This window comes from Streptococcus cristatus AS 1.3089, from assembly GCF_000385925.1.
GTDB classification, from domain to species: Bacteria; Bacillota; Bacilli; order Lactobacillales; family Streptococcaceae; genus Streptococcus; species Streptococcus cristatus_B.
Map to the genome: position 1 here is coordinate 1,650,457 of NC_021175.1, position 20,392 is coordinate 1,670,848.

Sequence of the window (20,392 nt, forward strand, 5' to 3'; positions counted from 1 at the left end):
GATATTCATTCAAATCTTTCAAAAAATATTTTTCCAATTCACTTCCACATGAGATTCTATATCACACAAATCCATCTCCTTTATTGAATGAATATTTTTATAAATTCATTCACATTATCTTCTAAGAAAAGGAAATTCTTATTTAGCAAAAATTCCCTTTAAAAAATATTTCACCAAGGTTTCGATACTCTCAAAATAGCCTGGAAAATCCTGCTCTGTCACATGCATGTCAATGTAGTAGATCAAATCGTAAGCCTTCATGATTTGGGCGACTTCCTCTTGAGAAAAGCCCTTCTCTTGCAAGCGCTGGCTGAAAGTCTGAATCAAAAACTGATGAAAGGCATTGGCCGCGCGACCAGCATCTTGATTATAGTAGTCGTGCAAGATCTGAGAAATGCCCGGCTTGCTCCACTCAGCCAAAATTTTATTAGGCGAAATCAACTCAAAGGTGACTGCAAAGAGCTGTTCAACGACTGCCTCAGGTTCACCTTGCCAATCCACGCGCTGCATGGTTTCCTCACGTATGCGGTTATTCTCAGCTACATAAACCTCTAAAAAAATAGCTTCTTTGGAGTCATAATACTTATAAAAGGAGCCAACAGCCATGCCGGCACGCTTGGTAATATCCGAAATATTCGTCTTTTTATAGCCTTTCTCAGCAAACACCTGCCTAGCCTCAGCCAATAATTCAGCTTTTTTGTCCATGACTCTCTCCTACCCTGAATGAATTTTAATTTCTGTTCATTCATATTATAACACTTTAAAAATCTTTGTCAAGAAGGGTCGAAATAGTATTTTGAACGGAAGACGGCAATTTGAGATAATAGCGCCTTTGTTAATAAAAAAACAAGCAAGTTCTCGTTAAACTTGCTTGCGTCTTGGATACATTAGTGTTTTCTACGATTTTTCAAGGCCTCGTTGATTTTCTTGGTTTTGATCATCGAATCAACGGAGATAAGGAACCAAACCAAGAGGTAAATCAAAATAAAGTTTAGCCAGAAGAACCAACCGAAAAGCATACTTCCCCAGTCATTGCAGATCATGGCCAAACAAACGATAGTTGCAGTCACTACAAAGTGGCAGAAAAGTAGGAAAGGAAATGGAAAGCGATCTGTCGCATCAAAAATATAGCTTGCTACTCCGATTAAGGCGCTGACAAGGAGGACACTGAGAATAGAGCTAGGAGTCAACGAAAATGTTTTTCCTGAGAACAGGCCTACCAGCAGAAAGACCAAACTACCCGTTCTCAGACCATCCTGCATACCGATCAGAATTTTTTTAAAGGTCATGATTTTCCTCCTAAATTCCCAAATAGTCCATAAGTAGCTTGACATAGCGGCGACTGACATCTGTTTTGAGCTGATTGGTCAGCTTGGCAGTCATATTACCCGAGAAGCTATCCGACAAGGATTCCAGATGATCAATGTTAATGACTGCATGCCGCGACACCTGAATGAAATTGCGACTATTGAGACGATTTTGAAAACGAGTCAGCGTTTCTATCGTTGTATAAACGCCCTCGGTACTGTAAATCATCAGGGTTGTCTGATTAATATCGGCCAGGATAATGTCCTCCGTCTTGAGCATGACCAGCTTATCATCTGACTTAATAGGCAGGACACCACTTGGACCAGCCTTGAAGTTTTCCAGATAGTCTAGGACGACCTTGGCCTCACCAGCCAGTTGATCCGCTCTCACGACCACCAGCGGGTCTTGGGAGGAAATCTGAGCATCTTCTTCAAATCTTGTCTGCAAACCTAAGCCTCCTACTTTCTTTACTTGAAGCTCATCCGTCTATTCAGCAGCCAATTTTGACCTAGCCAGAGGAGGGCTACTGCCGTGAGCACTACTCCAACTATATAGTATGTTTCTTGGCTTGTCAAGAGCTTTTGCCATTCGATACGGATACCTAGGAGCTTCTCAAATTCTTGCTGGAGCTGACTCTGGTCCGCAAAAACTTCAGTCAGAGACTCCTTCATCAGGACTTGTCTGAAAAGGGAAGCCATGTAGGTTGAAGGAGTCAGCTTCATGAGATTTTGGGCAAGGCTGGGCAGAGTCCCAATCGGAATATAGGTTCCCACTAGAAAACCAGAGGCCGCACCGATGACCGTTGCATATTGACCCAAGGAATTCACCGATTTGAAATAAGGAACAACTAGCGCATTGAGGAGACTAGCCAGCAAGCTATTGAGTAACATAAGGCAGGCCAGCTGGGGAAGAAGCCCCCAGTCAAAGGAAATCTTGTCCGCTAGAATAAAGTAGGTTAGCATGACAGCAAACATGAAGACTTGCATGACAAAGCCAATCACAAAGGCACTGATTAAGTAGCTAAATCGCAAGCCCCATTGCCCTAAATCTGTGATAAAGAGGTCGGCAGTCACCTTTCTTTCTCGGTCTTCCGTCTGTTGTGAAAAAGCTGATAGGGTAGTTGTCAAGGCGGTGACCGCCAGCGTTCCGCTAATCAACCAGAAATCAAGCAAGTCCGTCGCATGGCTACTGTCTGACCAAGAGCCTTTCATGTTGTTCTTTAGAAAAACCAGATATAACACAAAGGGAATAATGGCTCCAAAGAGAGAGAGGATCACCCCACTATGATTGCGGAAATAGAGTAAAAAATTTCGTTTGATCAACATTAACATTTAACGTACCTCTCTTCCTGTCAGGGCCATAAAGGCATCATCCATCGTCCCTGCTTGAAATTCAAATTGTTCAATATAAGAGCCAAGCTGGCTCAGTAAAGTCAAGGCTTCTTGGGTCGTTTCAGGATAAAAGAAAAATTCATTCTCCTTGCCTTGCTCAAATTCACAGCTAGTCGGCAAAGCAGCCTTCAAGCTCTCTGAATGCTGGGTCAAAATCCGCAAAACATTGCGGGCATAGCGCTCCTTGATCTGGTCGGCAGAGCCTTGCGCAATGACTTGACCATGGTCTACGATATAAATCTTATCCGCATCGTCTGCTTCATTGAGATAGTGGGTGGTCAGGACTACGGTCATCTTTTCCTTCTGCTGCAGTTCTTTGAGCAGCTTCCAAATGCTTTCTCTAGTCTGGATATCCAGGCCTGTCGTCGGCTCATCTAGAAAAAGCAGGTCGGGACTATTGAGCAGCGCACGTGCAATGTCTACCCGTCGCTTTTGTCCGCCAGAAAGTGTCCCGTAGCGCTGTTTGGCAAAGCTAGTCAGCCCCAGTTGCTCGATTAATTTCTCAATCTTACCAGTCGCCACCTGCTTGTACTGCTTGGCACGGATTTGCAGATTTTCAACTACTGTCAAATTGGCATCTAGCACACTATTTTGAAAGACCACCCCCAGCTTGGCTTGTTCTGCATAAGTGATTTGTCCTGATGTTGGCTGCAAAAGTCCAATCAACATCTGAATCGTTGTCGACTTGCCCGCTCCATTAGGACCCAGAATTGCTGTAAAACTACCTGCCTCAATTTCTAAATTCAGGCCGTTAACCGCTACCTTATCGCCATAAACTTTGGTTAGATTTTTCGTTTCTACTAACATGATTTTCCTCCTGTCTTAACTTCTGAGACTATGATAGCAAGTCTTTTTTGAAAAATCTCGGCTTCTTGGACAAGCGGTAAAATGAGGGAGATGAGAGGTGAAAATCCAGCCATCAAAAAATCCCCGACCAAGGGTCAGGGAAGCTTATTAGCGGGCGACAATCTTGCGGTAACTGCGGGAAGTTAGTAAGAATACTAAAATATAGGTCAGGAGGAAGACGCCGCAAGTTGCAAGTGTTGTCTGGATTAAAAGAGGAAGATTGGTCACCCCTAATAGAGCAACTATCAAGCGCAGCATATGAAAGACTGCTGCTATATGTAGAAAAGCAAAGATAAGAGGTAGGAAGAAAACAGTCAAAATCTGCTTGCGAATGGTACTTCTGGTCTGCTTTTCATCTAAACCAACTTTTTGTAAGATAATAAAACCATCACGGTCTTCATAGCCTTCAGAGATTTGCTTGTAGTAAATCACGAGAACAGCTCCTAGGAGGAAGATAACGGAGAGGAAGACACCGATGAAGAGCAAGGTTCCGGTAAGTTCCTGATAACTCTTTTCTGCGCTATGACGGTCACTGGCCATTGCGTAGCTACCATCTTGGGCCTGTTCCTGATCCAAAGTGTCTCTCAACGCCAGCTGGACTTGCTCGACAAATTTCTTACTGTCCTTAGTCTCCGAAGCAATTCCAATGTAGTAGTGATGAGCCGCATCAAGACCAACCGCTTTACTATCATTGACCACCATATAGAGGCCCTGCTCCATGGCCACATCGTTTGGATTAGGGATTTTCCCATGCGTGAAATTCGACGGTAAAATCTGCTTAATCTTCCAGTCCTTGCCATTCACTCGGAGAGGCTGGTCCTTATTTAAGGAAACATTTTTTCCATAGACAAGAGTTTCATCGTCTGCCAAGTCTATCTTTTTCCCTGTCATTTTTTCATAATCCTGACGATTGATGACCGTAATTGTGCCAGCAGACTTGGTCAAGATACTTGGATCCGAATTCAGCTCGCCTTGCATTGGAACAGTGATATCATTTCCAGCCAGTTTCATGATGAAGGATGATTGATAAAGATAGGCAGTATAGTTTGGCTTCTTCAGACCTGTTTCCTGAGCGACTTGCTGGACCTTGTCCAACAGTGCTTCCGTCTGATCGGTTGATTTCGGCAGGACGACGCTGACATTATAATCCTTCGGATGCAAGGTAGTAATATAATCCTGACCTCCAACATAGATATTGATTGTACCAACTAGAGTCACGAGGAGCATGGTGGACAAGATGGAAATGGTTGCCAAGCCTGCTGCATTTTTACGCATCCGCGAGATGAGATTGGAAACAGAAATGAAATTCTGCGTTTTATAGTAGTAGCCCTTGCGCTTTTTGAGAAATTGCAAGAGTGTAATCGAACCTGCATTAAAAAGCAGATAAGTTGCTAGGATAACCATGAGCACAGCTATAAAGAAATTGCCGATTGCAGCGACAGGTTTTGTAACGGTCAAAGCCATGTAATAAGCCACACCCATGAGCAGGAGCCCCAGCAAGGTTTGCGGCAAAAGGAAGCGTCCCTTCTTCTCGCCAGCTTTCTTTTCTTTCATTAGATTAAGAGAGCTATGGCGTAGAAGGCGTAAAGAATTGAGCAACAATATCACTGCAAAAGCGACACCCAGACTAGCTAGAGTTATCCAGACATTTTGCCATTGGAAGGTCGAGGCAAGGACTACTGGTAGACCCATCAATTTCAAAAGGACTGCGTAAAGCATCTTGTCCAAAGCTAAGCCAGACAAGACCCCCAGACCGACCGTAGCCAGATAAAAAACGCAGAGTTCAAAGAAGGTCATGACTAGCAGGTGACGTTTTTCCATCCCCAGCACGCTATAAACCCCGAGCTCCCGTGAGCGGTTCTTCATAACAAAGCTATTAGCATAAGTAATGAGAATGAGCACTGCAATCTGAATGACTCGGATGCCAAACTGCAGGGTCATGCGAGCTGCTGTACCGCCATAAGAGGTCTCCATATTGGGGCTATGAGCCAGTGAGACAAAACTATACAAAATCGCTGTTGCCAGTACCGTCGCCAAAGCAAATGGATAATACAAACTGCGATTTTTGATCAGATTTGATAAAGCCAGTTTACTCGTTAGTTTGAACATAATCGCCCACCTCACTTGCCATGACTGTCAGAGTATCGGAAATTTCTTGGAACATCTGCCGCTCGGTCTTGTTGCCGCGAAAGATTTGGTTATAAAGAATCCCGTCCTTGATAAATAGCACCCGCTTGGCCCGACTGGCAGCTGAAGTCGAGTGGGTCACCATGAGAATGGTCTGGCCGCGGTCATTGATATCGTCAAAGACATCCAAAAGAGCAGCTGAAGACTTGGAATCCAAAGCTCCTGTCGGCTCATCCGCCAGCAAAATCTCAGGCTCTGTGATGATGGCACGGGCTACTGCAACCCGTTGCTTCTGACCACCAGAAATTTCATAAGGGAACTTCTCTTGAAGTTTGTTAATCCCCAGCTCATTGCAGGTCGTCACCAGCTTTTGCATCATCTCAGTAATAGGACGACGCGAGAGCACCAAAGGCAGGAGGATATTATCCTTGACCGACAGGGTATCTAACAGATTAAAATCCTGAAATACAAAGCCTAATTTCTCTCGGCGAAAGCTGGAAGCCTGACTGTTCTTGATGGTTGCTGTGTCAGTTCCGTTGAGAAAGACGCGGCCCTCAGTCGGCTTGTCCAACATGGCTAGGATATTGAGCAGGGTGGACTTCCCAGAGCCTGATTCTCCCATGATGGCCACATATTCGCCTTTCTCCACTGTAAAGTGAATGTCCTTCAGCGCCTCTACTTGACTGCCCTGAAAACGGGTTTTATAAATCTTTTTCACGTGTTGTACATCTAATAAGGTCATCATGATCTCCTTTTCTATAATTCCATTTTAATACAGAAACAACTTTATTTCCATATTTACTAATTTTTAAATGCCAATATTTTTATCTCTGCACCAGATAAGCAATCAGTGCGATGATCCAGAGATGGGCTGGGTAAAAGATATAAAAGAAATACTTGCCCCACTTGCCATTGTAGCCTCGCTCGCCATTGTAGAGACGGAGGAAGGGTAAGACGGTAATAAAGGCCCAGTCTGAATTGTAGAGCATCATCGAAAGGGTCGCTCCCATGGTTGGGTAGATTTCAATGCTCAGACAGAAGAGTAGAAAAGTCAAGACAATGTAAGAAAGAGTTCTGAGGGCAGGCTGATTGCGGAAGATATAGCTAATCAGCATCAAAGGAATAATGGTCATGCCACCTTCTGTCAAAAAAACTCCTGCCAAACCAATTAAGACTGCTGCTCCAATCCGCAAATAGCGCTTCTCATCCATAACCTCTTCACCATTTTTGGAAAAACCAAATACAAGATTAAGTACTAGAACGCCGCAGGCTAAGCTGAGAAAGATATTATTCTCAAGATGAATTCCCTTGCTATGAAAGAGCATGGTCAGGATACTATTGCCCAGCTGCATGATAGCCGCCCAGATAAACAAGCGTGCATTGTAGGCCAAGCGATTACGCGTATGCAGAAAGCCTTCTACTGCGCTAAAAGCAAACCAAGCGGCTACACAGCGGGTCAGCAGGTGAAAAATCCCGTCCCAGCCCGTCGGCAAAAGCCCTGGAATCTTACCAATATGATCAAAAACCATTAAAAAGGCCATGAAAAGCTTGAGTTGGAATGCATTTAATCCTCTTGTTTTCATTTCATATCTCCTTGTCTTCTTTATACATCTATCTTACAAAAAAAGAAAGGCCGGTACCATAACCTAACCTTTCAATTTCACTTACCAATCTTACAAATTTGTAAGAATGCCTTATTCAAATATCATCTTCTTCTCTGAAAAGCTAATCATGACAGTTGTTCCCTTTCCGACCTGCGAAGCGATGCTGATCTGGTGCCCTAGCTCATCTGCGATTTTCTTGGACAGATAAAGCCCCAAACCAGACGACTGCTGGGTCAAACGGCCATTATAGCCCGAAAATCCTCGCTCGAAAACCCGCAACAAATCCGCATCCTGAATGCCCAGACCGCTGTCCTTGATATAAAGCGTATCCTCCTGAAAATAAATTTCAATTCCGCCTTGACTGGTGTATTTCAGACTATTCGACAGCACTTGCTCCAAAATAACGACGAACCATTTCTTATCTGTGATGATGGTTCGGTCCAGATCATGCAGACTGAGACTCAGGTCCTTTTGGATAAAGAAAATCGCATATTTCTTGACAATCTCCTTGACCAAATCTTCAACATTTTCCTTTTTCAAGACCAAATCCTCGTGGAAACTCTCCAAACGAAGGTACTGCAAGACGATATTGACATAGGACTCGATCTTAAAGAGCTCTTGCTCCAGCTGGTTCTTGACCTTCTTGTCCTCAATCTCTCCAACCAGCAAGGAACTAGCCGCAATAGGCGTCTTGATCTGATGAGCCCAGAGCGTATAATAGTCCATCAGGTCATTTAACTTCTCCCTCTCCTCAATCGCACGGTTCTTCTTATCCATTTCCAAAAGAGCCAGTTTCTCAAAAAGGAGAGCCTCTAAGGCTGTCTGAGGCCGACCTGAGGCGTAGAAGAGCTGGTTGCGGTAGTCCTTATAGGCGCTAGCTAGATCCATTCCCAAGAAAAAGCTAGCGAGGAGGAAGGCTAAGAGCAGCTGATACTCTAGTAGACTGCGCCCATCCTCGAAAATAAAGGCAAACATCCCCATAACCGAAAATATAACTAACAAGAGCGACAAAATGAAGCGACGAGAATAGAGATGGTGTCTCAAAAAGAAAAATTTATCCTGCATGTCCATTGGTCAAACCGTACCCTATCCCTTTTTTCGTCTCAATGAAATACTTCAGACCGTGCTCCTCCAGCTTCTTGCGCAAACGGGCAACATTGACAGACAAGGTATTGTCATCTATAAAGAAATCACTGTTCCAGAGCTCCTTCATCAAGTCATCACGCGCCACGATACTACCGGAATGCTCAAAGAGCACCCGCAAGATCTGAAATTCATTCTTGGTCAACGTTACAAGCTCGCCCTCATAGACCAAATCCATGGACTTAAGATTTAAAATCACGCCCTGATATTCCAAAAGGCTTTGATCCGTTCCAAACTCATACGATCGCCTCAGCAGGCCTTGAACTTTTGCCAGAAAGACATTATTATCAAAAGGCTTGGTCACATAGTCATCTGCGCCCATATTGATGGCCATGACGATATCCATGGACTGGTCGCGCGAAGATAGAAACATAATTGGCACCGTCGAAATCTTCCGAATTTCCTGGCACCAATGGTAGCCGTTAAAGAGGGGCAGACCAATATCCATCAGCACCAGCTGGGGCTCCTCCTTGACAAAGGTCGTCAAAACCTGCATGAAATCCTCAATCGCCACAACCTGATAGCCCCACTGCTCCAGCATTTTTTTGATCATTTGACGGATAACCGCATCATCCTCGACCAGTAAAATCTTGTGCATTCCATTTCCTCACTCATTTTTCTTACTGCTATTATATCAAATTCTCCCTTAAATCACAGAGACTTTTTTAGTTTGAAAATCATATTGTTTTCAGAAATTTTCAAGAAATCATTCAAGAAGTGTTGACAAAAATAGAGTAAAAAGATAAAATAACACTACATTCAGAATTGTCTGAAAATTCATTTTTTATAATAAGGAGATTATTATGCTAGAACAAACTCAGACATCTACCTGGCAGTCAAAACTGAAAGCCCTCGGTCCCGGGATCCTCATGGCCTCTGCTGCTGTTGGTGGCTCTCACATTGTTTCCTCGGCTCAAGCAGGCGCCAAGTATGGCTGGGCTTTGATGGGACTGGTCATCTTGGCCAACCTCTTCAAATATCCCTTCTTCCGCTTCGGTGCTGAGTACACCTTAGAAACTGGTCATAGCCTGGTTGAAGGCTATGCTCAAAAAGGAAAAGTCTACTTGGGCATCTTCTTCGTTTTAAATGTCTTCTCCGCCTTGGTCAATACAGCAGGGGTCGGGATTCTCTGTGCTGCTATCATCGCCAGCGCCTTTCCAAATGCCCTTGGGCTCAGTATTACTCAATGGTCGCTGATTCTCATCATCCTGATCTGGGCAATGCTACTCTTTGGTGGCTACAAGTTCCTTGATGGCCTTGCCAAATGGATCATGTCCGCTCTAACCTTTGCAACCGTTATTGCGGTCATCGTTGCCATTATCAAGCATCCTGAGTACGGAGCAGACTTCGTTGAAAAGACACCTTGGCAGATGGCTGCCTTACCTTTCATCGTTTCTCTCATGGGCTGGATGCCAGCTCCAATCGAGATTTCAGCAATCAACTCCCTCTGGACTGCTGAGAAAGGAAAATCTGTTAATATCTCTGTCACGGACGGACTTTTTGACTTTAATGTTGGTTATATTGGAACGGCCATTCTGGCCATCTTCTTCGTCGCTATGGGCGCTCTTATCCAGTATCCAACTGGTCAAGCAGTTCAGGATGCTGGGGCTGCCTACATCCAGCAATTCGTTGGGATGTACGCATCTGTCCTTGGTGATTGGACACGGATTCTGATTACTTTCATTGCCTTTCTCTGTATCTTCGGTACCGTTATTACCGTTATCGATGGCTATTCTCGTGTAAACGCTGAATCCCTACGCCTCCTTCTCAATGAAGAGAAGACTTCTCAAAAAAATCTGCATATCTGGATGACAGCTACAGCCATTATCGGTGGCATTATCATCTACTTCTTCCAAGGTAGTGTGGCCCTCATGCTTCGTTTTGCCATGATTGCTTCCTTCCTGACGACTCCATTTTTTGCCCTTCTAAACTATCTCCTCGTTACGAGCGAAAATAAACATCTGGGTAAATGGCTAAAAGGTCTTTCCATCCTTGGTTTGATCTTCCTCTTTAGCTTCGCTTTATTCTTTATCTACGCCATCCTCATCGGTAAAGCTTACTAGATCAAAAGAGCTGGAAATACTGAAGAATATCTTCAGCTTTCCGCTCTTTTCTTTTTCCCTTTCTGACAACTAGCCCCTACTTATGCTATACTGTAAGAAGATAGAATATGGAGAACGATATGGGAATAATTTTTGATTACCTAGACCAAGTAGCTTACGACAGTATCTACGACACCCCCTTTAATGAACTGGATATGCTGATGCTGACGGAGATAACTTATCTGCCTTTTGACCAGATTGTGTCTGATCAGATATCCCCTGATTGTACTTGCCGCTTGTTTGAAGCTGCTGAAAAGATGCCCCAAGATTTGTCCATGTTGGTGACTAAAAATCGTCTGAAACTTTTAGAAAAGGTAGCTAGCTCAACCCGCTTCAAAAATATCAAGCTCATGGGCTATGTCAATGATATTGACCCTGATGTCCAAAAGCAGTTTGCAGCTATGATCTTCAAAATCAAGCCCGATAGTTATGTCCTGACCTTCCGCGGAACTGATGATTCCATTATTGGCTGGAAAGAGGACTTCCACATGACTTATATGGATCAGGTACCAGCTCAAAAAACGGCGGTCAATTATCTGCGAAAAGCCATGGATGTTCTGCCTGGTCAGTTCATCCTGACTGGTCACTCAAAGGGCGGAAATCTAGCCTCCTACGCTGCTAGTCAGATCGAGCCAGAATATCAAGAGCGGATTCAGATCATTTACAGCTATGATGCCCCTGGACTGAATCACTCGGTCATCACCAGTCAAGGCTACCAAACTATTTCAGACAAGATAAAGCGCTACATTCCGCAAGGCTCTATCGTCGGAATGATGCTCGAAACACCCAAGCAGGCTCAGATTGTCAAAAGTACAGCTATCGGCGGTCTGGCCCAGCACGATACCTTCACTTGGCAGATCAGTGACCAGACTTTTGTCCTACTGGACAACCTCAATCCAGACAGCCTTCAAGTAGATAAAACTCTGAAAAACTGGGTTGATAGCGTTTCTGATGAGGAATTAAAAGACTTTTTTGACCTCTTTTTCGGTCTCATCCTAGATGCTGGTATCAGCTCCATTAATGACCTCACCAAGCTGGAAAATTTCAACAAAATCTTAGCTGTTTTTGAAAATGCTAACGCCCTCACAGACCATGAGCGGGAAATGCTGACGCGATTAGCCAAACTACTGGTAGACATGCGCTACCAGTCTTGGAAAGACGACATAAACCTGCTGAAGCCTAGCAAACTTGTCCAAGAGGTCAAGGAAAATCTATCCGAATTCACTAAGAATCTTCCTTTCACAAGCAATGATCCCGCTCAAACAGATGAACCCAATGAGCAATAAGCTATAAATACAGCACTTGGCAATTCTCTAATATAAAAGAAAAACACTCCTGTCAAAATCTAGAAAACTAGATTCAGGAGTGTTTTATTATGGCTAATAAGTGAATTCTCTAAAATTTGAAGCAAGCTGAGCTCTCAACAAAGAGAAACCAGAAATCCACTATCAAACACCATCGTACGAGAAAAACAGTTGATGCAAGTAGCATAATGACTAAGCATACTATTTTTCTTGCTTAATCATTAAATTACTGCGTTTCTTGGTCGGTTTTAACATCTAATTCTACAATATTATTGCTTGGAAAAGCTAACAAAACAAGGAGTGCAATTGAGCCTACCCAAGGAATAAAAGTGATAAAAATCAGAGCCCAGTGAAAACCAGCATCTCGTAGACGACGAATGGTTAGAGCTAAGGCAGGCAAGAAAAAGATGACTAACCAAATGATACCAAAATTAGTCAAGGAATTTACTGTTTCAATTGCCTCAATACTGTTTGGATTAGATACTACAGTTGAGTAAATTATCATGTACAAAAAAACAGCAAGAATAAAATTGGTTAGGTAAATCCACCAGTACTCAGAACGTGTAGAGCGACCAGAAAAATCCCAATAGCCTTTGACAAAATTTTTATAAGCATTAATCATAAAACAAACCTCTTTACTTTTTTATCAGTTTATCATATCTAACACATTTTTACAAGATTTTCAGAAAAAAACTTTCTTCTATAAAGAAATACCATGTACCTTAATCCACATCAACTGAGGAAAGCTACTCTAACAAATTCTTCTTTTCCCTCAGTTTAAGACAAGGACTATCACTATTTCATAATCCTGAATCATGAATTTCCAGATACTTAGGACTTTCTCCACTTCCTTTATTTTCTACCAATTTTCTTATGCTATCAAAAGAGCCCTCAGCAAAATAAGCTTGCTGGGGGCTTTACATTAGATGAAATTAACACGAATGTTATCAATTAAAATAATGGACTACAAAATTCTCTACCCAATCAAACTTCCATTTGGTACTTTCTCGTCTACAGTTAGGAGAGTCAGTTGGTCACCGTGCTCGGCTGAGAGAATCATACCTTGACTGATACGGCCCATCATTTTGCGGGGTTTGAGGTTGGCTACGATTTGGACTTTTTTACCGACCAGTTCTTGCTCGTTTGGATAGTATTTGGCAATACCAGAGAGGATTTGGCGGTCTTCGCCGTCTCCTGCATCCAAGCGGAATTGGAGCAGCTTATCAGAGCCTTCAACCTTAGAAACTTCTTTGACTTCTGCAACTCGGATTTCTACCTTATCAAAGTCGTCAAATTTGATGGCGCTACGATTAAGTTTGAGCTCGACTTCTTCTGGCTTCCATTCCTTTTCAACCGCAGGTTTGTTGCCTTCCATTTGTTCTTTGATATAGGCAATTTCTTCTTCCATATCCAGACGTGGGAAGATTGGCGTTCCTTTTTCTACAACTGTCAGACCTGCTGGGAGCTGGTCAATTGCTAGGTTTTCCAACGAAACTGCTTGAGGCAAGCCCAGTTGACTGAGAACAGCCTTGCTGGTTGTCATCATAAACGGCTCAATCAAGTGCGCCACAACACGCAGACTCGCTGCTAAGTGGCTCATAACTGCTGCCAGTTCTTTGACCATGGCTTCATCCTTAGCCAGAACCCAAGGAGCTGTTTCATCGATGTATTTATTGGTGCGGGAGATGAGCGTCCAGACTGCTTCCAGCGCGCGTGGGTAGTCAACTGCATCCATGTGTTTGTAGTAGTCAGCGATGGACTCAGCTGCTACTTGAGCCAGAGCTCCGTCAAAGTCCGTCACATTTTCTTCATAAGCTGGCACCTGACCATCAAAGTACTTGTTAATCATAGAAACCGTACGGTTGAGGAGGTTTCCTAGGTCATTGGCCAGCTCATAGTTGATACGGCCAACATAATCTTCTGGCGTGAAAGTTCCGTCTGAGCCAACTGGAAGACTGCGCATGAGGTAATAGCGCAGAGCATCCAAACCATAGCGTTCTACCAGCATTTCAGGATAGACCACATTGCCCTTAGACTTGGACATCTTGCCATCCTTCATGACAAACCAACCGTGACCAATCAAACGTTCAGGCAATTTGATATCCAACATCATCAGAAGGATTGGCCAGTAGATGGAGTGGAAACGCAGAATGTCCTTGCCCACCATGTGGAAGACTGTTCCGTTCCAGAATTTGTCAAAGTTCCCGTGCTCATCTTGACCGTAGCCAAGAGCTGTCACATAGTTGAGCAGGGCATCAAACCAAACATAGACAACGTGTTTAGGATTTGATGGGACTGGTACTCCCCATGTAAAGGTTGTACGAGAAACTGCCAAATCTTCCAAACCTGGCTCGATGAAGTTTTTCAGCATTTCATTGAGTCGACCATCAGGTGTGATAAAGTCTGGCTGAGATTTGAAAAATTCTACCAAGCGGTCTTGGTACTTGCTGAGACGCAGGAAATAAGACTCTTCTGACACCCACTCCACTTCATGTCCAGATGGCGCGATTCCGCCAGTTACTTTCCCATTTTCATCACGGAAGACTTCTGCCAGCTGGCTTTCAGTAAAGAATTCCTCATCAGATACAGAATACCAGCCTGAATATTCACCCAAATAGATATCATCTTGGGCCAAGAGTCTTTCAAAGACATCGGCTACAACCTTTTCGTGGTAGTCATCTGTCGTCCGGATAAATTTATCGTAAGAAATATCCAGCAGTTTCCAGAGTTCCTTGACCCCAACTGCCATGCCATCAACATAAGCCTGCGGACTGATACCAGCTTCTTCAGCTTTTTGCTGGATTTTTTGACCGTGCTCATCAAGACCAGTCAGATAGAAAACATCATGGCCCATGAGGCGCTTGTAGCGAGCCAGAACATCACAGGCAATGGTCGTATAGGCAGAGCCAATGTGGAGCTTGCCAGACGGGTAGTAAATAGGTGTCGTAATATAAAACGGTTGTTTTGTAGTCATTTTTTAATCCTTTCAAGGCTAATGAAACCTTTTTTGATAACACTTCATTATATCATATTTCCTAGCGATTGAAAGAGGATAACTGACATTGATTTTAGGCCTTCTTCTCTTCAAATAAATAAGGACGATAGGTTTTATTCCATAGTTTCTTTCGACAATAGTAATAGTAAATAACAGCTCTATTCATCAAATCAGTTGAGAAACAAGCTTCTTAGTTTGTTCATAATTTTTCTCTAGGGCTATAATAAAACAGCTTGATTTAGCCATCTATTTTATTCTAGCCAAAGATCGCTATTTCCCCAAAACTTGCCAATTCTTGCTAAATATAGTAGAATATATAAAAATATTTAAGGAGATTACTACATGATTGATGCATATAAAAAATTTTGGAAGGGCTATGTGGATTTCACTGGTCGCTCAACTCGCCCAGAATATTGGTGGCCCATTCTCTGCCATTTTTTAGTAATAATACTAATACTTTGTACTGCTCTTCTGATTGAGACGGTTTTGAACTCTGAGATTGGAGGATCCTTATTTTCTGGCCTGATGGTTGTCTATTACATTGCAATTCTGCTTCCCTCTCTCGCCATTAAAGTTCGACGATTGCGAGATGGTGGCTATCATTGGGCTCTTCTCTTTTTGTACTTGGTCCCACTTTTTGGCTATTTTATTCTGTTTATTTTTTATTGTCAGCCTACAAAATATGAACTCCTTAGCAATGATTCCTATAATAATACAGACTACCAAGATCAGCAATTTAGCCAAAATCCCTATCAAGAGCAGCAAAATTACCAACAAAATTTTGTAACAACTGAAAACGAGTAAAGTCCATTGAAACAAGCAAAAAGCATTCTACTTTAACAGGCCTCCCTAAAGGTTAGATTTTTGTGTCTAACTCTTTGGGAGGCCTGTTAAATTCATCTGATTTTTTATGTTTGTTAGACCATACTATTTTTCCACAGCTTCATTATAGATTCGAATCCAAGGAGCAACTTGATTCATCACATCTAAAAACTGTAATAAGTCAATATATTTTTGATCCGTATAAGGCCCAAAAGCCAGACGAATATCTTTGTTAGAACTCATTGGATTGTAATACAGATAAAGGTGATGAATTTTTACATACCTTGTTTCTTCCACCTCCTCAATCTTAATGGTCACATCAGCTAAATCAGAAAGCCTAAGAAATTGGAAATAACCATCCACCCGTATGATAGCATCCTTGTAGAGATAGAGAGATAGACTTTCATGCGCATAACGAGAGTTACTATAAATCAATTGAAAATCCTTTTCAAGCTCTGGAAAGTGAGAATAAAGTTCTTGACAGCGTCGCAAACTCTTTTCTCTATTGACTATAGCAAGGCAAGTAAAGAGACCACTCATCCCTATTAGCAAGATGATTGAAATCAGGATCATTCTTCCCCCGACTTCATCTGTCTGTGACAAAGCCAAGAGCAAAACGAAAGCCCCTAGACCACAAAAAACAGGAAAAAGTAATTCCTTATAAAATTTAAAATTTATTTTTTCTTGCACCGATTGATCCTCTCAATCCAAACCTGGCTAGTTTTCCACCTTTAGCCTAGGCCCAAGGATTATAAAAGCGTCCTTGATTGACAACGAAAAGAAGAAGGCTGAGGGCTAGTAGAAGGACAGACACCACGATTACAAGTTTGTCTAGCTTGCTGAAGGCTTGCTGGGTGTACCAGGTCCGCTTCTTGTTTTCCCCAAAGCGGCGCAGCTCCATGGCCGTTGCGATAGTATTGATTCGCTCGAGCGAGCTGAAAATCAGGGGAATGACGATTTGCAGATTGCCCTTGACCCGTTTGCTGAGGGGAGCTTTCTTGGATAATTCTTGTCCACGCGCCTCTTGAGACATCTTGATTAGGTAAAATTCCTCCTGTAAATCCGGAATATAACGCAGGGTCAGACTGACCGCATAGGCGATCTTATAAGAAAGGCCGATTTGATTCAGACTGGAAGCAAATTGACTGGGATGGGTGGTCATGAGAAAGATCACCGCTAGGGGAATCGTTGAGAAATACTTGAGCAAAAGATTCAAGAGATAAAAGAGTTCCTGAAGCGTGAGATTATAAGCACCCCATCCTGTCCAGAGCAAATTCTTGGCTCCATAAATCTCCACCCCATACTGAGGAGCAAATAGATAGACCATGAGAATATTCAGCGCCGCAAAGGTTCCCGCAAAAGCCAGAACGAAAGAAATATCTTTCAGCCGAATCTCAGACACTCGAAATAACATCAGGGAAGCCAGAGCCACAAGAAGGAGGAAACGCGTATCGTAGCTCATCATGGCTGCCACCGAAACTAGGATAAAAAAGATAAGTTTGCTGGCACCAGACAGACCATGGAGAAAAGTCTTTCCGGCATGGTAGCCAATCAATTTTTGTTGATTAAACATGACTTTCCTCCTTTTTTTGCATGTAAAATTGAGTCAGAGCTAGCGGATCCACTCCCAGCTTCTCAGCTAGGCTAAAAATCGAAGTCTCCTTTAGATTAGCCGCTGCAATCAACTCATGATTGGACAAAATCTGAGCAGGCGACTGGTCTGCTAAAATCTGGCCGTCCACCACCACGATGGCCCGATCCGAATAATCCAACATAAGCTGCATATCATGGGTAATCATGATAATCGTGTGTCCCTGCTGGTTTAGCTCATCGAGAAAGTCCATCATCTCTGTATAGTGGCGCTGATCCTGACCAGCTGTTGGCTCATCCAAAAGGATAATCTCTGGATTTAGCACCAAGATAGAAGCAATGGTCACCCGCTTCTTCTGACCAAAAGACAGGGCTGAAATCGGCCAACTGCGGAATTCATAGAGACCACAAGTTTTGAGCACAGCATGAACCCTTTCTTCAATTTCCGCCTCTGCCAAACCACGCAACCGCAGTCCCAGCGCTACTTCATCAAAGATCATTGTGGTCGAAATCATCTGATTGGGATTTTGCAGGACATAGCCAATCCGCTCCGCTCGCTCCTTGATAGAGTCTCCCTTGATATCCTGTCCCTGCCAACGATACTCCCCTTCTGTATCAATAAAACGACAGAGAGCCTTGGCTAGCGTAGACTTGCCAGCCCCATTTTTCCCAACGATGGCTATCCGCTCACCCTTGAAAACCTTCAGACTGATATCCCGCAAAATAGGTCTATCGCTCTGATAGGCAAAGGAAACATGGTCGAGTTCTAAAAGAGCTTCATGCCTACTGTCAATCTGCTCTGTTTTTTGCTCGGTCAGATTCTGTGAGAGTCCTGTAAGTTCCAGCTTGGTCAAATCAGCCAGATGAGTCGCGCTTGCCACATCAAAACCAAGCTGCCGCAAAGCTGTAATATAGAGAGGTTCTCGAATCCCATTTTCTGCTAAGAGGTCCGTCTTGAGCAAGTCATCCGGCGCACCGTTAAAAAGAATCTGACCATCATTGACGAGGACAACTCGGTCAACAGGTCGATAAAGCACATCTTCCAAGCGGTGCTCGATGATGATGGTCGTGGTTGCAGCTTCTCTATGAATCTGATCAATCAAGTCAATCGTATCTTGACCAGACTTGGGATCGAGATTGGCCAAAGGCTCATCAAACAGCAAAATTGGACTCTCATCGATCAAGACACCCGCCAGACTGACCCGCTGCTTCTGCCCGCCAGACAAGTCTTGAGGACGATGGTCCAAAAGCTGCTCTAGATCTAGCTGCTTCGCCCAACGCAGAACTTTCTCCCGCATCAAGGGCAAGGCCACCATATCATTTTCCAGAGCAAAGGCCAGATCCTCTGCTACACTGAGTCCGATAAACTGACCATCCGTGTCCTGCAAAACCGTGCTGACAAGATTTGACTTGTCATAAATACTACTATCAAAGGCTGTCTGCCCCTTAATCAAGAGTTGCCCACTGGCCTGTCCCTTGTAAATATTGGGAATAATGCCGTTTAAACACTGGCCCAAGGTTGACTTACCAGAGCCAGACGGCCCAATCAGCAGCACCTTTTCCCCTTCATAAATGGTCAGATTGATATGCTTCAAAGTCGGCTCCGACTGAGCCTGATATTGAAAACTAAAATCTTCAAATTGAATAATTGGTTTTTTCATGTTTTTCTATAAGGCCAGAGCGATCTGAATCGCCAGATTGGCCACCTTGTCTTTCTCGTCTAAGTCCGCATGATTAGCCAGATTGCGCATGTCCCAAGCCTCCTCAGACAGATGATCCGCCGCATAAAAGAACTGGCAAACTTGAATGCCACGAAAGGCCGCCAAAGCCGCTACAGCCGAGCACTCCATATCCACACAGATAGCTCCCGCCTCTTTTCTCCTGCGTAGCTTGTCCACAGTCTCTCGGAAAATGCCGTCGGTCGTCCAAACCTTGCCCAAGCTATGGGAAATCCCTCGCCGCTCAAGGAAATTTACCAGAAAATCCTGCAAGCCAACATTGACCGCTATCTCCGAACTAGCCGGCTGATAATGATAGCTAGTCCCCTCATCGCGCAAGGCTGCTGTTGGAATAATGACGGATGTTGCTTTGATATCCTCGTCCAGCACACCACAAGTCCCAAAGAGAACCAGCTTTCTCATACCAAAAGCAATCAAATCCTCCAGAATAGCCACACAAGCGGAAGCTCCAACTGGAGCGTTGAAAAGAGCTAGCTCCTGACAATCCGCAAAGACCCGATAAATAGGAATTTCAATGTTGGCCATAGATGTCGTCGTAATCAACTCATGGTCAAAATCCGCCAGCATTCGGGCAAAGGTCTCCCGAGCAAAGCAGGACACTGCCGTCTGCGGAAATCCTTCAATAGGCTCTATCAAATCCTCTGGATTAATGATGGCCTTACGGTTTTGATCAAACTCTTCAAGAATCATCGACTTATTTTTCCCTTTCTTTAGCATGAAATAGCCAGCTAGCGTCCACTGACTCTATCCTACTATTGTATCATAAAAAGGTGGTCTACTGACTATCACCAGCATATTTTCTAGCTAGCCAAGGATATAGGCAGACTCTATAGCAAGGACCGGTTCAAGCGCATTTCAAAACAAAAAAGATTGGGATAAAGCAACTGCCCCTCAAGCGCTAGATCAATATCTAGCTATCGGAGGGCATTCAATCTGAATGAGAGTTTTCACATAAAAAGATTATTCATCCATAAATGGAAGCTAAACTGGCTGAGTCCAGTCTTGGCATGAACAAAGACTACAAAACAAGCTCTTGGCAATCGAGAAATAGATGTTTGACAGTATTGCTTAAATGATGTTCTATTTCAAGTTTTCTCTTTCGCCCACAGTGTGATTTTGCGAGTTTATAAGATGCTTGGGCTTTGTTGAGAGAATAACTTGCTGATTTTATATGTCATTTCCATTCCCGACTAATGCTGGAAGGATGACGATGAAGTAATTTCCCTCTTTGAGAGAAATTCAATACTTTTGCACGGTAAATCAGAATACTTTCGTGTTCTTCTATGGTAAAATGGTGATAGCTCATGAGATTTCCTTTCGTAACTAGTTCGTTCAATTCTATTTTACTAGAAAATCTTATGAGTTTTTTATTGTGCACTTATACTGTATATTCAAGGCCAAAAAAGCAAGTCGATTGACCT

17 protein-coding genes and 4 pseudogenes are annotated in these 20,392 nt (G+C 43.4%); 3 read left to right on the forward strand and 18 right to left on the reverse strand.

Annotated elements, in window-relative coordinates:
* Positions 1 to 138: 138 nt before the first annotated feature.
* The 10 genes and pseudogenes from I872_RS08145 to I872_RS08190 all read right to left on the reverse strand — a co-directional run bounded on the left by I872_RS08145 (position 139) and on the right by I872_RS08190 (position 9,017).
* A complete protein-coding gene (locus I872_RS08145; RefSeq protein WP_015605630.1) occupies positions 139 to 705 on the reverse strand; it encodes a TetR/AcrR family transcriptional regulator in 567 nt (188 codons plus the stop codon).
* A 182-nt stretch (positions 706 to 887) separates the two neighbouring features.
* Entirely contained in the window at positions 888 to 1,289 is a 402-nt protein-coding gene (locus I872_RS08150) for a DUF3021 domain-containing protein (RefSeq protein ID WP_015605631.1), read from the reverse strand.
* A 10-nt stretch (positions 1,290 to 1,299) separates the two neighbouring features.
* Entirely contained in the window at positions 1,300 to 1,755 is a 456-nt protein-coding gene (locus tag I872_RS08155; protein ID WP_015605632.1) for a LytTR family DNA-binding domain-containing protein, read from the reverse strand.
* A 20-nt stretch (positions 1,756 to 1,775) separates the two neighbouring features.
* Complete coding sequence (locus I872_RS08160) at positions 1,776 to 2,639, reverse strand: ABC transporter permease (RefSeq protein ID WP_015605633.1); 864 nt, start codon at positions 2,637 to 2,639, stop codon at positions 1,776 to 1,778.
* Positions 2,640 to 2,857: 218 nt separating this feature from the next.
* Positions 2,858 to 3,506: pseudogene (locus I872_RS08165) on the reverse strand (ABC transporter ATP-binding protein); the annotation flags it as partial.
* A gap of 147 nt (positions 3,507 to 3,653) precedes the next feature.
* Complete coding sequence (locus tag I872_RS08170) at positions 3,654 to 5,654, reverse strand: ABC transporter permease (protein WP_015605635.1); 2,001 nt, start codon at positions 5,652 to 5,654, stop codon at positions 3,654 to 3,656.
* Positions 5,635 to 6,414, reverse strand: coding sequence for an ABC transporter ATP-binding protein (locus tag I872_RS08175; protein WP_015605636.1), 780 nt, complete (start codon positions 6,412 to 6,414; stop codon positions 5,635 to 5,637). The genes I872_RS08170 and I872_RS08175 overlap by 20 nt, the downstream gene beginning before the upstream one ends.
* A gap of 82 nt (positions 6,415 to 6,496) precedes the next feature.
* Positions 6,497 to 7,255 (reverse strand): TraX family protein, encoded by a 759-nt coding sequence (locus tag I872_RS08180; protein WP_015605637.1) that lies wholly within the window; start codon positions 7,253 to 7,255, stop codon positions 6,497 to 6,499.
* A 111-nt stretch (positions 7,256 to 7,366) separates the two neighbouring features.
* Entirely contained in the window at positions 7,367 to 8,347 is a 981-nt protein-coding gene (locus I872_RS08185) for a sensor histidine kinase (RefSeq protein WP_015605638.1), read from the reverse strand.
* Positions 8,331 to 9,017, reverse strand: a complete 687-nt coding sequence (locus I872_RS08190) for a response regulator transcription factor (RefSeq protein WP_015605639.1) — start codon at positions 9,015 to 9,017, stop codon at positions 8,331 to 8,333. Before I872_RS08190 ends, I872_RS08185 begins: the two co-directional genes overlap by 17 nt.
* A 205-nt stretch (positions 9,018 to 9,222) precedes the next feature.
* On the opposite strand from I872_RS08190, the gene I872_RS08195 reads away from it, so the two are divergent.
* Together I872_RS08195 and I872_RS08200 are read left to right on the forward strand one after the other, a co-directional pair.
* Positions 9,223 to 10,482 carry an NRAMP family divalent metal transporter gene (locus tag I872_RS08195; RefSeq protein ID WP_015605640.1) on the forward strand — a complete coding sequence of 420 codons (1,260 nt, stop codon included), beginning with the start codon at positions 9,223 to 9,225 and terminating at the stop codon, positions 10,480 to 10,482.
* A gap of 119 nt (positions 10,483 to 10,601) precedes the next feature.
* Positions 10,602 to 11,807, forward strand: coding sequence for a DUF2974 domain-containing protein (locus I872_RS08200; RefSeq protein ID WP_041826913.1), 1,206 nt, complete (start codon positions 10,602 to 10,604; stop codon positions 11,805 to 11,807).
* A 244-nt stretch (positions 11,808 to 12,051) separates the two neighbouring features.
* Here the strand turns inward: I872_RS08200 and I872_RS08205 are convergent, their stop codons facing one another.
* Positions 12,052 to 12,447, reverse strand: a complete 396-nt coding sequence (locus I872_RS08205; RefSeq protein WP_015605642.1) for a DUF805 domain-containing protein — start codon at positions 12,445 to 12,447, stop codon at positions 12,052 to 12,054.
* 354 nt (positions 12,448 to 12,801) lie between these two features.
* The gene (metG, locus tag I872_RS08210; RefSeq protein WP_015605643.1) at positions 12,802 to 14,799 is read right to left on the reverse strand and encodes a methionine--tRNA ligase; all 1,998 of its coding nucleotides are present in this window, start codon (positions 14,797 to 14,799) and stop codon (positions 12,802 to 12,804) included.
* A gap of 363 nt (positions 14,800 to 15,162) precedes the next feature.
* On the opposite strand from metG, the gene I872_RS08215 reads away from it, so the two are divergent.
* Positions 15,163 to 15,624, forward strand: coding sequence for a DUF805 domain-containing protein (locus tag I872_RS08215; protein ID WP_015605644.1), 462 nt, complete (start codon positions 15,163 to 15,165; stop codon positions 15,622 to 15,624).
* A 123-nt stretch (positions 15,625 to 15,747) separates the two neighbouring features.
* On the opposite strand, the gene I872_RS12330 is transcribed toward I872_RS08215, so the two are convergent.
* The 6 genes and pseudogenes from I872_RS12330 to I872_RS12545 form a co-directional block, all read right to left on the reverse strand.
* On the reverse strand, positions 15,748 to 16,077 hold the full coding sequence (locus I872_RS12330) for a hypothetical protein (protein WP_231913921.1): 330 nt from the start codon (positions 16,075 to 16,077) through the stop codon (positions 15,748 to 15,750).
* A 301-nt stretch (positions 16,078 to 16,378) separates the two neighbouring features.
* Positions 16,379 to 17,215: an energy-coupling factor transporter transmembrane component T family protein gene (locus tag I872_RS08225; protein WP_015605646.1), complete on the reverse strand. Its 837-nt coding sequence runs from the start codon at positions 17,213 to 17,215 to the stop codon at positions 16,379 to 16,381.
* A pseudogene (locus I872_RS12500) lies at positions 17,208 to 18,011 on the reverse strand (energy-coupling factor ABC transporter ATP-binding protein); the annotation flags it as partial. The pseudogene I872_RS12500 and the gene I872_RS08225, both read right to left, overlap by 8 nt.
* Before the next feature lie 27 nt (positions 18,012 to 18,038).
* Positions 18,039 to 18,893, reverse strand: a pseudogene (locus I872_RS12505) (ATP-binding cassette domain-containing protein); the annotation flags it as partial.
* 6 nt (positions 18,894 to 18,899) lie between these two features.
* Positions 18,900 to 19,661 carry a nucleoside phosphorylase gene (locus I872_RS08235; protein WP_015605648.1) on the reverse strand — a complete coding sequence of 254 codons (762 nt, stop codon included), beginning with the start codon at positions 19,659 to 19,661 and terminating at the stop codon, positions 18,900 to 18,902.
* A gap of 343 nt (positions 19,662 to 20,004) precedes the next feature.
* Positions 20,005 to 20,277: pseudogene (locus I872_RS12545) on the reverse strand (IS30 family transposase); the annotation flags it as partial.
* Positions 20,278 to 20,392: the final 115 nt, after the last annotated feature.